The following is a 12240-nucleotide window of genomic DNA, read 5'->3' on the forward strand; positions in this document are numbered from 1 at the left end:
TGACCTTTACCTTGCCTAAACTCGAGCGATTTAAACTCTTTTTCCGCAATGCCCGCAGGATTCTTACACCCGAACGCTTTGCACTTGCCTCTGTATGGGTACAGTTGATTGCCATTTTCATCACAAGTGCAGTCATTATCATCGCATTTTCTCCTTTTATAGGGGAATTGCCTCTCACGTATAAGATTTTTGCGGATCCATCTTATTTTGCGGATGTCGCAGGGCCTATCCCCCTCGCCACCGGATTGATTCTGGTATTATTGGGATTGGTATTGTTTTCCTTTATCATCTCGGTATTATCTGCAGCTTTGATCAAATTGATCGACAATATCAAAAGCGGTTCTTTGCCATATAAAGGGACAGGTCATACAGTTTTTATCAATTACAATATCAAATTACCCTTGATCTTAGATCAGTTTAACCTCAGGGCAAAAGATAAAGGATCCATAGAAAACGTGGTTCTTCTATTTTCTGACAAAAATATTGTAGCTGCTTTTAGGTTGCTTTTGGATAAAGATAGATGGGGTAATCTTGATATCTTTATCAGGCAGGGTAATGTTTTGGCCTTTCAAACCTATGAGCGGTTATCCATTACCCATGCCTTAGGAATTGTCATTCTTCTACCGGACCAAACGGATGGTGCCTTTGAAGCAGATAATTTCAACTTGAAAATCCTTACCACGCTTACCAATAACCCATTATTTTTTAAGCACTTGTCTGATCGGCAAGGGTCTAAGCATCCGGTAAAATGCTCGATAGAATTGTCAAACAATCAAGATAGCCGGGATATCGCTTTGGAATTGACGTCCAATGGTTCGGGGGCTCTTTTTGCCGTCATCACACCGGGAGATGTGATCGGCAGTATTTTGGCGAGGGCCAAAGTGGATGTGGTGTATTATAAGGTGTTTTTTGAAATACTGTCTTTTGATGGATCTACCATCCATTTTGTAGATCCAAAGCGGTTTGCCGGTAAGGGAAATTTGAATGGTTTACTCTTTGAGCAGTTGTTGTTCAGTTTTCAGGGGGGTACCTTATTGGGATTTTCAGGGGTCAATGATGAGGGAGGATTTGAGATGAATCTGTGCCCTTTTGGAAGACCAGTCAAATCAACAGATTGGCTTCTGTTCCTTACCAAAAACATCAAAGAGCTCCATTACACTCCTTTAACTGCAATTCCAAACCTTATCGTCAAAGACCAAATTATTCCTCCAAAAGAAGCTGCAAGTAAAAAAATCTGTGTGATTGGTGATGCTTGGCCATTGGGGAATATAGATGATTTTATAGATGTTCCCAGTTTGGCTACTCTTGAGGAATCCCATTTTGTCTTCGAAGAACCTTCAAAATACTACTTGCCTACATTTTTGAAAAACCTCCAAGAAGGCGATTATGACAATATCATCATCAATCTTGACGATGAACAAGGATTTAGGCTGACAATGCTGTTGGTTTCGCAAAACAGAAACAACCATCCTTTTATGACCAAAATAGTCACTATTCTTGGAGACCCAGTGACAGAACAATTACTCAATACCAAAGTTTTGAAAAGCAATACCGTGCTCTCACACAAGCTTGCAGCAAGGTACATTGCTCAGATTTCTTTTCAGAAAAACCTCGACAGGCTTTTCTCCGAACTTGCCTTTGCTGAAGGAGTGGAGTTTAATCTGCTTGAAGTAGGAAAACACATTCCTGCTGAATTCTTGGTTGATTTAACTCAACTGAAGAACATGCTGGCGGCTCATAAAATGGTCTATATCGGGACTGTGGACAAAGAAAAGAATGTCTTTTTGGAGTCAACAACCTTTTCCGAGACCCAACAGATATTGGTTTTGAGTTTTGGTGAAATCATCGATTGATCGAAGGTCTAAGCGAAAACGCTTATTTTTTTTAAATTCCCCTCAACGATAATCTATTTTGTATTGGTGGCCCATTTCCTATAAATTTGCCTCTATGGAAAATGAAAATGATCTGAATAATCCCGAAAAACAAGTCAACAATCCACTTCACGGTGTACGCCTTTCAGATATTCTGGATTATCTGGTTAAGAAGCACGGTTGGGAATACCTTGGTGACAGGTTCAGCTTCAGGTGTTTTACCCATGACCCCTCTGTCAATTCCAGCCTTAAGTTTTTGAGAAAGACCGATTGGGCAAGGAAAAAAGTGGAAGACTTTTATGTCAAATCCGTGGAGAGAGAAAGGCGGGGGTAAAGTCTGATAATTTTCCATTACTGAAATCCGCATCCTTTACTAATTGAAGAACCCAGTTTGATTTTTATCTTCCTTTCTTCAAGGGGTGAAAATAAATCGAAGAAACCGAAAATTATTTTTGACTTAAAATTCATTCCGAAATCCACCAAAAAAAAGTAAAATGCAAATTTTTTAGATTGATTTGCAGTTATCAGTTTGTGTAATAACTATCTGAATAAATGATTCATTTTGAGGACTTATCAAGAAAAATTGGAGTCATTTGGAGAGTTTGTTATTAGATTTTTTTGTCTCATCTTAGATATGAATTAGAGACTTGATCACCCAATGAACAATGATTTCTATTCAATTTGTGTTTGAAAAATTGTTTTAATCATCCACCCAAATTGTTATGAAAAATAGAACAAAATTTATCAAAGCAAACATCTATGCATTGTTTGCTGTGTTGTCAATCCTGACAATCTATAATATGGTAGGGATAGGAATCGGGAATACTGTTTCTGCGATCATTCCGAATACATTTTTGCTTATCGCCCCACAACTCGGTTTTGTCTGGTATTATTGGAGGTCATACAGCCTGAGAAACAAAAAAGTTGCAGTTTAACAGCTGTTAGAAAAGACATTATAAGCCCTATGCATATTGGATTTTAGTATTAATTCAGGTTTTTGGTTTTTTGGTAATAAACCCACTCGGTTTATTTATTTTGAGTAAAAGGTTAAATGGTAGCATTCTGGTCTGGGGATTTTTGAAGCATGTATGCTTCAGGAATCCCCGGTTTTGTAAGCTACTTGTTAGTTTATCTTCTCCGGTAGTCGATCTTTTTAAAATAAAGTTGACGCTTAATTAAATTAGATGCCTCCCATTAGGTGGATTTTTATTTACATGGGTACATATTTTAGGAGTTCGTTCAGTTCCTTATCGGTAAGGTTTTCTTTATCCGATTTATCGTAGATGGAAATTAAGGTAAACAATTTCTTCTGCTATTATAATATTGGTAATCACCCGTGCACCACCGGATTTGCCCTTACCTTTTGAAGAAATGGCGATGCGTATTTTGTAGCAGTTATTGCCAGGATTGGTGCCTTGTTCAGGTTCTAGCTCTAAACTTTCCAAGAGTTTGGCAAATTCATTTTTTAGCGAAGGATATTTTTTAGCCAGCGTTTGAGCTGTTTATCAAAAAAAGGTATGGCAAGAACATTATAACTCATTCAATAATTCTTTTGCAGGGCGAGCTTTCAATTTTCCTTTACGCACCAGTGCGAGATTTTCAACAGCCTCTTTCATCTCTGCCATGAGCAAAGCTTTTTCGTCAGAAATTGTTGTTGCTTTCACATACGATAAGCCTTTCAGTACTTCAAGTAAGTGTATAGCTTTGTTTTTACAATAGCCTTCGCCAGCATATGTCTAAATGATGCATTGGGAAAGGCAGTAAGAATCACCATATAAAAATTCAATAATGAAAGTTTTATTAGACATAAACGTCCAAAAATAGAAGCCATTAGGTTTACGCAGCATTTCAATTGACTATTTGGGCATATTATGTAACAGGCTTCGCCTAGTGGGGTAAATGGAGCATTCAGGACTGGGGATTTTTGAAGCGTGTATGCTTCAGGAATCCCCGGTTTTTTTGTCTTTACTTTTTATACCTCTTAATATAATTTCCCCTGAATTTGGCCAAGGTCCCGCTTTTGATACTAGATAAAAATGAATAAGGCAGATCTAGAAGGCCTGCCATATTTGATGAATAGCTCTAACAAAATTTTATTTGATCAATGTCAACAACAATTAACCAATTCCAATTTTGCCCAAATTTCTTTATTAATTCTGTGAAAGAAGCCCTTTTGTAACTTATTGTAAATAAACTGAATAGGAAGTTTTTTCTTTAATAATTAGCGTTGGTATTTTCCTTTTTGAAATTGAATTTGCAAGTCTGTCAGGTCCTAATTTTCAAATGCTAATCTTACTTTTCATGTGACAAGGGAATAAGTTTTGGGCTGAGGTCAGGATCTGACATTTTCCTGTCAAAAGGAAACATCGGTCTATTGATCCGCTTAAATTCCATCCTTTCCAAATCCTGATCCACACCTCCAGGAGTAAGTGCCATGATCCAATCTCCCCTCATGTCGTAGAGTTCGGGAACCAAATAGCCAATTTTCACCACCACCACATCAGTTTGCCATGGGTCCAAACCAAGTCTGGTGAAGTCAGATTCCAAATGATAGGGCTTTCGCTTTTTGGTCACAATCACTGAAACACTCCCGACTTTGACGACCGCTTCAGAGATCGCATGCTGATCCCCATGGACAATAGAAGTCACTATGCCCGAAAGAAAAACCGGTGGGGAAAAACGGGAATCCACCTTGGCACCGGCATATCCTTCTACCTTGTTACCAACCCCGGCAGCTACTGCTTTTTCAACAAACTCCGGCCCAGGAATGGAGGCATAGATGAGAGAAGGTCCATCTTCAGATTTGAATTCAGGCCGCGTCAAAATCTCATTCAAGGTCCAAGTGACATCACCCGCACCACCCGCTGTGGGATTATCTCCCATGTCGCTGATGATGTAGGGTCGCTTATCGCTTGTTACCGCTTTATCAAGGCTTTCTTCCAAAGTAGCTGTTGGGGCAATAAAATCAAACTCATGCCTGACATCCCAAAAGCTCTTGGCAAGGTCGCCTGCTGTTTTCTTTACCAATTCTCCATCATCTCCGGTCACCATGACGTAAGCTTGATTCCTCGGTTCATCCGCCCAGGCATAGCCAATCCAAATTCCCGCATCAGTGACACCTTCCTGATCTGCCGCAGGGGCTACTTTGGAATATAGACTCTTTGCAGGGTCAATCCGTGTACTCGTTTTTTCACCAGGCAACAAAATCGGTACGGCCACCCAAGCCTTGTAGGAAGGTTTTCCCAAGCCTTTTTCTAAGCGTTCCAGAAGATTGTCTACCGTCCTTTTTTTGGATTCCATGGCATCCTCATGTGGTGCCAATCGGTAACAGGTAATCAAATCAGTATGCTTTGCCAACCTTGGTGAGACGCTTCCATGAAGGTCCATAGAAGTGGAAATCACCGTTTCGGTGCCGATTACTTCCCTGATCCTCATGATGAGATCGCCCTCTGGATCATCTAATCCGACTACGCTCATGGCGCCATGGATATCAAAAAAAAGTCCGTCATAAGGCGCATTTTTTCGCAAGGAATCCAACATCTCCGTGATCAAGGATTCATATGTTTCGCGTGTGACCGCTCCGCCCGGTAGAGCTCTCGCATAAAGCGCCGGTAGCCATACAGCACGGTTGCGGTTGACGGAATCAGGGGAGAAAAATGGATACAAATTAAAAATCTCCTCGCCCCGACTGACCTTGAAGGCGTCGATTTCACTGACAGCCGGTGAAAATGTGCTCGACTCAATGGCGATTCCGGCAATGCCAATGCGCGGCAAATCATCAGGAGTTAATTTTGGGCTGCAACCAATCAAGAGAATAAGGAGGAATATGAAAATTGGGAAAATTGGTTTTATCAGTTTCATGGTGTAAATGGAAAGTTTGCGTTGTATAGAGTTACTATAATACTAAAAAATATCACAAGAGAAGGGACCGCTGCTACAAATTTGGAATCAGGAAAAATTCAATTGGATCAAACACCTTTTTATTTAGTAGAGTTTGTAATTCAAATTGCCGAGGATTATCTTTCGATTAGTGGGTTTGGTTAGAAAGCCAATTGCATCCCGACAATTGTCGTGGATGGGAAAGATAAAAGGGTGGAATTACAAATTCACTCGGTCGAAGTATCCATCGTTAAACTACACCTAGGTGGTGTGGAATCACAGATTTGACCCAGTACTAGGATTAGGCGTTTGACTACCCCAAGAAAGGGTTTTTAGAAGCAATATTAAAATGGTATTGAAGAATTAAAATGATATGGATGGACTGCATGATGACAAGGGATGAAATAAAGGATGTTTTTTAAGTGAAGCTTTTGAACATGGGATGGCATTAACCAAAGGAGACTTCAAAAAGGCAAATAAGCTTCATAAAAAGATTCAGGCCTTATACATTAAAGCAAGGGAATGTAATCAGGTGGACTTATTTAGCGAGTTGTTAGGTGAATCCGATGAAAATGTTAGGCTTTGGGCAGCTACTTTTTCACTTAAAGTTTTTCCAGATACAGCGGAAAAAGCATTGAAGAATTTATCTAATTCAACCTCTATTACAGGGTTGTCAACAAAAACTACATTGGATTTATGGAAACAAGGAAATTTAAATTTGCTGTGAGTTCTCAACCATACCTGTTTTTGGTGTAAACCCAATCCCTTACTTTGCCTTTATTCTCCCAAAAACCAAAAACTTCTATTTTCCTTACCCAAAGCTGCGGTGCATGGAGTGAGGTGTGAGAATAAAATTCAGAGAAGCACCTTGCTCGGGGCTAAAATTATTTCGCTCCGCCGCGGCGGACTGTTTGTCGAAGTTGGTTTGAAAAAGCACGGGAATCAGGTTTTTATGATCTGAATTTTAATTGTCTTTATTGAAAGGCCCAACCCACAAATACCCCATAATTTGGTTTGAAACGCTTTTCGGGACCATATTGGTCCAAATTGGCTCCCAAACCAAAATTTAGCGCATTCATTTTCAATCCCGCCCTTAGCTGGAGAAAACTCCTTGCATGGAGGTTGTCCCGTGTGCTGTGGATATATAGGAACTGAACTCTCGTATACAAACTTGTTTTGGGACTTAGGGAAGGCTTGTATTCATAGATCCCAAAAAGTTCTACGTTTCTTTTTGAATGAAGGAATGCCGAAGCAACCGTCACCGCCACCCATTCTTTGTTGGCAAAGGAATGCTGTGCACCCAATAGAGGAGCAAAACCGACAGCATTATTGATTGAAGTTCCTCCTACTAGTCCAAATCCTTTGTAAATATTATAGTTGATCAATACGGGCATAGCCAAGTCCAAATCCTCTTTGTTATTGTCATAGCTTGCCGATAATGAGGACACACTCAAAAAACCAAATTTACTCTCAGGTGAAAACTTTTTCTTGACTACCATTTGGAAAAACATCCTGTTGTTTCCAACCATAAATTCCACAGGGGTGGGAACTTTGGGTAGAAATTCCTGAGCGCTTACAGATTGCAAAATTCCTGACAAAAGGAAAACGAGTAAAAGACAGGATAAGTGATGGGCGGGGGTTTTGGTCAAACTTTGCATAAGTTTTTTTTTATATGCAAAGCTCAGCAATCAGAAACAAAAAAAAGTTGCTCTATATCAACGTTTTGACTTTTAGAGATTGGCTTTCAGTCGGCTCAAGGTATATTGGGTAATTCCCAGATAGCTTGCGATTACTTTATTGGAAAGCCTATTGAAAATTCTCGGCTGTTGTTTGAGCAACCATTTCAAACGGTTCAAGCTATCACTTCCTTGAAGGTCATAAATTCGCTTTTGGGTGGTGATGTAGGCCGATTCGAGGATATTTCTGTAGATTTTGTTTACTGCCGGTTCATTTTCTACCAAGTAGAAAAAGTCATCTTTATTTATCGTAAGTATTGTGGATTTTTCCAGGCTTTGGATGTATTCGATAGAGGGATCCCCGGTGATCAGACTTGTAAAGGAAGTGCCGAATTTCCCTTCAAAGGCAATGTATCTTGTATTTTCTAGTCCTTCCTTGTTTACCGAAAATAAGCGCAGGCATCCCGAAAGGACAAAATAATTGAATTTGCAAACCTCTCCCTCGCGAAGTAAAAATTCATTTTTTTTGACTGTTTTTTCTTTGAAGAAAGGAGACAAAGACTCAAGTTTTTCCTCGTCGATTTGGATTAGGTCCTGAAAGTAAGATTTTAGAATAGGATGCATAGTCCAAATTAACGGATTCTGTTTGAAATCAATAAGTTGATCGAAGTTTCCTTAAAATAATGGTCATAATGGGAGAGGGAGAAATTTAAAATGAATTGATAAATCAATCATCTCCGAATCTCAAACGCAAAAAGCCTGGCATCAGCCAGGCTTTAAAATGCAGAGGAGGAGAGGACTGAGCGTTAAATAACAGTCCGGGGGAGTGTGGGCCAGGTTGCAGGGTAGCTCCCGAGTTTTCAAACGCAAAAAGCCCGGCATGAGCCAGGCTTTAAAGTGAAGAGGAGGAGAGGACTGAGCGTTAAATAACAGTCCGGGGGACTGTTATAGCGAAGGGCCAGGTTGTTGGGTAGCTCCCGAGTTCTCAAACGCAAAAAGCCTGGCATGAGCCAGGCTTTAAAGTGCAGAGGAGGAGGGATTCGAACCCCCGGTACCTCACGGTACAACGGTTTTCAAGACCGCCGCGATCGACCACTCTGCCACTCCTCTATTTGTTTGTAAAACGGATTGGTCATTTACGGATTCCAAATGTATGCCTTAACTTTGAAATTGCAAACCCCACCTTTCCAAAATGCCTTTGTCAATGGCTAATCTCCTGATTTTCTGATTTATTATTTTTTTTGATTTTTTCACTTCCTTACAATCCTACAATTTTCCCCGCACAATCATTTAATCAAACAACCCAGTACCAATAACCAAATAACCATTAACCAAATAACCAATCTTAATTCGTCACCTCCTCAGGACCTCAATAATCTTTTCCAAATCCTCACTAATGGTGATGATGCCGATGATTGGTTCATCCCTTCTTCCATTTTCAGTGATCAACAATGCTTCAGCAGGATGCGGATTGCCAAGACTTTCTACAAAATATTCCCTTGCTGTCACAAAATCTGTTTCTTTTTTAATGATCCTGTAATTCTTGAGTTTGAGGGTCTTGGTGATAATATCTTTGACATAAGAATCCTTGAAAAGCTTTAGGGGTTCAGGAGTTTTGGTTAATTCGGCCATCCACCTTGCAATCGCCTCAAAATTGATCAAACCTAAAACAAAACCATCCTGAATGATGGGAGCTTGGCAAAAATCCTTTTCTACAAGAGTCTGCAGCACAGTAACCAAACTATCCTCTGGAGCTACAGAAAATACATCAGTCAAAAAATGTTGGGATACAAGGGGAGGATTCATCAGAAAGGCTGAGATTTTTTCTATTTCCAGAACCACATCTTCCCTAGGGTCCGCTACTGGTTTGCCTTGTTTTCTTTCAGAATGAATGATGGCATTTCGGAGATTTCCAAATAGCCTTAGTTGGTCACGGTATTGGCGTATAATGAGGTTGGTTTCACTCATGTCATCCACCAAATTGAAGTAACTCACAAAATTCCTTGCTTCTAAATTTCTCCTTAAGAAATTTTCGATAGCATTGAAGGCTTCTAAAAACCGGTCAGCATTGCTCATTTCCATAAAAATCCAATTTTATTCAACCTCTCTGCATTCTTTTTTTTTACCTCTAACCTCTAACTTTTTACTTTAACCAATTAACCAAATAACCATTATCCCTTTACCAATTCATATGTCTGTTGCCCAATTTCCAATTCTTCATTTGTTGGGATAATGAGGATTTTTACTTTGGCTCCTTTTGTATTGATTTCTCTGATGTCTGAGCTCCTTTTTGAATTTTTCTCTTGATCCAAATAGATTCCAAAAAATTCCATATTCTGACAAACGGCAGCCCTCATGTCTGAATCGTTTTCCCCGATGCCGGCGGTGAAAATGATAGCATCGAGACCATTCAAGGCCGCGGTAAATGTTCCGATATATTTTTGGATGCGGTAAGCATAAAGTTCGTAGGCGAGTGAAGCATCTTCTTTCCCATCCTTTATTGCCTGTTTGACATCCCGCATATCGCTGAATCCACAAAGGCCGAGTAGGCCGCTCTTTTTATTTAGTATGTCATTGACTTCTTTGGAAGTAAAACCCCTTTCATTGATTAGGTGGAAAATGATCGAAGGATCGATATCTCCGCTTCTCGTTCCCATCACCAAGCCCCCCATCGGACCCAGTCCCATAGAGTGGTCTATGGATTTGCCGCCTTTGATTGCGGTCATGCTGCTGCCATTACCGAGGTGGATGGTGATAATTTTGGATTCAGGTATTTTGAGATACTCAGTAGCTTTTCTCGATACATATTGGTGGCTGCTGCCATGGAATCCATAGGCACGGATTCCCATTTGGCTGTACATTTCTTTAGGAATCGCTGAGCGAAAAGCCCTTGGCGGCATGGTCTGATGGAAAGCGGTATCAAAAACCGCAACTTGTTTTGCCAAAGGAAAAACGCTTTCGGCAACTGTGATTCCAATCAGATTAGGTGGATTGTGCAGAGGAGCCAATGCGAACAATTCCTCAATTTTATTTTTGACTTCCTCAGTGATTAGGGTGGTGGAAGCAAACTGCTCACCTCCGTGGACAACACGGTGACCAATTGCTTTGACTTCATCCATATCTGATAGAACGCCTTTTTTGGCATCAATCAACAAGTCGGTGACAGCCAAAAGACCAGCCTCATGATCTTTGATTTCCTGCTGGATTTTGAAGACTTCTTCCGAGCCATTTACATAAAGCTTATGGGTCAGAGTGGCATTGTCCAAACCTATTCTATCCACTAATCCACTGCAAAGCGGGGATTCGTTTGGCATTTCAAAAAGTTGGTATTTCAGGGAACTGCTGCCCGAGTTTAAAACAAGAATTTTCATTTTCAATATAACTTAATAACCAATTAACCACTCTAGATTTTCTTCACTTTCAAAGAAGTCCCTTCAGTACTGATCACTTTGATTTTTTCACCCTGATCGATGAATTCACCCCTAGAATAAGCATCATACATTTCATCCTCGATCACTACTTTTCCGCTTGGCATCAGTCGGGTATTGGCAACTCCCTCTTTGCCCAAAAGGCTGTTTTCGTAGATTGAAGATGTATACCCTGCTGAACGCTGTTGGGTAGTGGACAATGCAATAGTGCTAAAAGCTCCCCATTTATTGACTTTGGGTGCCAAAAAGAAGATTAAAACCAAAGCTGCAATGGCAGCCAGAATTACAGTTAGCAATGCCACAAACAAATCACCGGCAGGTACAAAAGAGAAATCAAAGGCATCATTTGGAATCATGCCTAAGGTCAATCCAGTCAATATCCCAAGAATCCCAAGAATTCCAAAAATACCAAACCCGGGTATCACAAAGATTTCTACCAACAACAATACGCACCCTACGACAAAGACAGCAATCTCCCAATTTTCGGCCAAGCCGCTGAGGTAATAGGGGATAAAATAAAGAATAATTGCAGTGATCGAAGCTGCTAAAGGAAAACCCACTCCCGGAGTCTGTAATTCGAAGTAGATGCCTGCAAAGATGATGAGGATCAAAAAACCGCTTACTGCTGGATTTAGAAAAACAGAAATAACCGATTCTACCGTGGACGTAGTCTGCTCAATGATCTCATAGTCGGAGATACCTTGTTTTTCGATTACCTTTTCGATAGAATCAACTTCTCCCTCGCAAAACCCATTTTTGATAGCCTCAGATACGGAGAATGTAATGACTGAACCTTTTTCACTGACTCCCTCAATTTCTATCTTTTCGTCCACCATCGCTTCAGCGATTTTGGGATTTCTACCTTTTGCTTCCGCAGTACTGCGCATCATGGAGCGCATGTAAGATTGGTATTTGTCAGGAGCGGCCTCGCCCCCGCCACCCATTACAACGGTAGCAGCTCCAATGCTTCCACCGGGAGCCATATAGATGCTGTCACAAGCAATAGAAATCAATGCGCCCGCTGAAGCTGCGTCTTTATTAATCCAGACATGTATAGGTATTTCAGATTCCAAGATCATCGTCCGGATATCGTCGGCATCATTTACAGCCCCGCCATAAGTATCCATCTCGATAATCACCATGACCGCGGATTGATTTTTGGCTTCTTCTAAAGCCAATTTTACTTTTCGGTTCATCCTTGGATCGATATTGTCATCAATCTTAAAGACATAGATTTTCTTTTTTTCCTTGGAAAGATCATTTTGGGAAAAAGCCTCAGCTACTTGAAAAAGGAGAATAATTACTATTGAAATTGATGTTAAAAGGGATTTCATGTCGAATGCTAATTGAATTTTGAATATACCAAATATTCCATTACAAGTGTTA

12 protein-coding genes and 1 tRNA gene are annotated in these 12240 nt (G+C 40.3%); 4 read left to right on the plus strand and 9 right to left on the minus strand.

Annotated elements, in window-relative coordinates; genetic code table 11:
- The first annotated feature begins 11 nt into the window (after positions 1-11).
- The 3 genes from M3O96_RS12820 to M3O96_RS12830 all read left to right on the plus strand — a co-directional run bounded on the left by M3O96_RS12820 (position 12) and on the right by M3O96_RS12830 (position 2806).
- Positions 12-1853 (plus strand): hypothetical protein, encoded by a 1842-nt coding sequence (locus M3O96_RS12820; protein WP_249720994.1) that lies wholly within the window; start codon positions 12-14, stop codon positions 1851-1853.
- Between the two features lie 94 nt (positions 1854-1947).
- Entirely contained in the window at positions 1948-2205 is a 258-nt protein-coding gene (locus tag M3O96_RS12825) for a VF530 family protein (RefSeq protein ID WP_249720996.1), read from the plus strand.
- A 388-nt stretch (positions 2206-2593) separates the two neighbouring features.
- On the plus strand, positions 2594-2806 hold the full coding sequence (locus M3O96_RS12830) for a hypothetical protein (protein WP_249720997.1): 213 nt from the start codon (positions 2594-2596) through the stop codon (positions 2804-2806).
- Positions 2807-3145: 339 nt separating this feature from the next.
- Here M3O96_RS12830 and M3O96_RS22125 read toward each other — a convergent pair whose 3' ends face one another.
- From M3O96_RS22125 to M3O96_RS12840, 3 genes are all read right to left on the minus strand, one after another.
- Positions 3146-3316 (minus strand): hypothetical protein, encoded by a 171-nt coding sequence (locus M3O96_RS22125; RefSeq protein ID WP_349630846.1) that lies wholly within the window; start codon positions 3314-3316, stop codon positions 3146-3148.
- 84 nt (positions 3317-3400) lie between these two features.
- Positions 3401-3535, minus strand: a complete 135-nt coding sequence (locus M3O96_RS22040; protein ID WP_283773993.1) for a hypothetical protein — start codon at positions 3533-3535, stop codon at positions 3401-3403.
- A gap of 628 nt (positions 3536-4163) precedes the next feature.
- Complete coding sequence (locus M3O96_RS12840; RefSeq protein ID WP_249720999.1) at positions 4164-5732, minus strand: M81 family metallopeptidase; 1569 nt, start codon at positions 5730-5732, stop codon at positions 4164-4166.
- A 460-nt stretch (positions 5733-6192) separates the two neighbouring features.
- Between M3O96_RS12840 and M3O96_RS12845 the strand changes: the two genes are divergently transcribed.
- Entirely contained in the window at positions 6193-6477 is a 285-nt protein-coding gene (locus M3O96_RS12845) for a DUF2019 domain-containing protein (protein WP_249721002.1), read from the plus strand.
- Between the two features lie 247 nt (positions 6478-6724).
- Here the strand turns inward: M3O96_RS12845 and M3O96_RS12850 are convergent, their stop codons facing one another.
- The 6 genes from M3O96_RS12850 to M3O96_RS12875 form a co-directional block, all read right to left on the minus strand.
- Positions 6725-7408 (minus strand): hypothetical protein, encoded by a 684-nt coding sequence (locus M3O96_RS12850; protein ID WP_249721004.1) that lies wholly within the window; start codon positions 7406-7408, stop codon positions 6725-6727.
- Between the two features lie 72 nt (positions 7409-7480).
- Positions 7481-8050 carry a Crp/Fnr family transcriptional regulator gene (locus tag M3O96_RS12855; protein WP_249721005.1) on the minus strand — a complete coding sequence of 190 codons (570 nt, stop codon included), beginning with the start codon at positions 8048-8050 and terminating at the stop codon, positions 7481-7483.
- A gap of 401 nt (positions 8051-8451) precedes the next feature.
- Positions 8452-8536, minus strand: a tRNA-Ser gene (locus tag M3O96_RS12860).
- 243 nt (positions 8537-8779) lie between these two features.
- A complete protein-coding gene (locus tag M3O96_RS12865) occupies positions 8780-9508 on the minus strand; it encodes a CBS domain-containing protein (protein ID WP_249721007.1) in 729 nt (242 codons plus the stop codon).
- Between the two features lie 89 nt (positions 9509-9597).
- Positions 9598-10797: an acetate/propionate family kinase gene (locus M3O96_RS12870; RefSeq protein ID WP_249721008.1), complete on the minus strand. Its 1200-nt coding sequence runs from the start codon at positions 10795-10797 to the stop codon at positions 9598-9600.
- Positions 10798-10829: 32 nt separating this feature from the next.
- The gene (locus M3O96_RS12875; protein WP_249721011.1) at positions 10830-12188 is read right to left on the minus strand and encodes an NfeD family protein; all 1359 of its coding nucleotides are present in this window, start codon (positions 12186-12188) and stop codon (positions 10830-10832) included.
- Between the last annotated feature and the right edge of the window lie 52 nt (positions 12189-12240).

It is taken from the genome of Aquiflexum sp. TKW24L, assembly GCF_023502205.1.
GTDB lineage: Bacteria > Bacteroidota > Bacteroidia > Cytophagales > Cyclobacteriaceae > Cognataquiflexum.

Excerpts from the sequence above, each read along its gene's own strand:
- M3O96_RS12825 (WP_249720996.1), top strand. The coding sequence starts at position 1,948 with ATGGAAAATGAAAATGATCTGAATAATCCCGAAAAACAAGTCAACAAT.
- M3O96_RS12830 (WP_249720997.1), top strand. The coding sequence starts at position 2,594 with ATGAAAAATAGAACAAAATTTATCAAAGCAAACATCTATGCATTGTTT.
- M3O96_RS12840 (WP_249720999.1), bottom strand. The coding sequence starts at position 5,732 with ATGAAACTGATAAAACCAATTTTCCCAATTTTCATATTCCTCCTTATT.
- M3O96_RS12845 (WP_249721002.1), top strand. The coding sequence starts at position 6,193 with ATGGCATTAACCAAAGGAGACTTCAAAAAGGCAAATAAGCTTCATAAA.
- M3O96_RS12850 (WP_249721004.1), bottom strand. The coding sequence starts at position 7,408 with ATGCAAAGTTTGACCAAAACCCCCGCCCATCACTTATCCTGTCTTTTA.
- M3O96_RS12855 (WP_249721005.1), bottom strand. The coding sequence starts at position 8,050 with ATGCATCCTATTCTAAAATCTTACTTTCAGGACCTAATCCAAATCGAC.
- M3O96_RS12865 (WP_249721007.1), bottom strand. The coding sequence starts at position 9,508 with ATGGAAATGAGCAATGCTGACCGGTTTTTAGAAGCCTTCAATGCTATC.
- M3O96_RS12870 (WP_249721008.1), bottom strand. The coding sequence starts at position 10,797 with ATGAAAATTCTTGTTTTAAACTCGGGCAGCAGTTCCCTGAAATACCAA.
- M3O96_RS12875 (WP_249721011.1), bottom strand. The coding sequence starts at position 12,188 with ATGAAATCCCTTTTAACATCAATTTCAATAGTAATTATTCTCCTTTTT.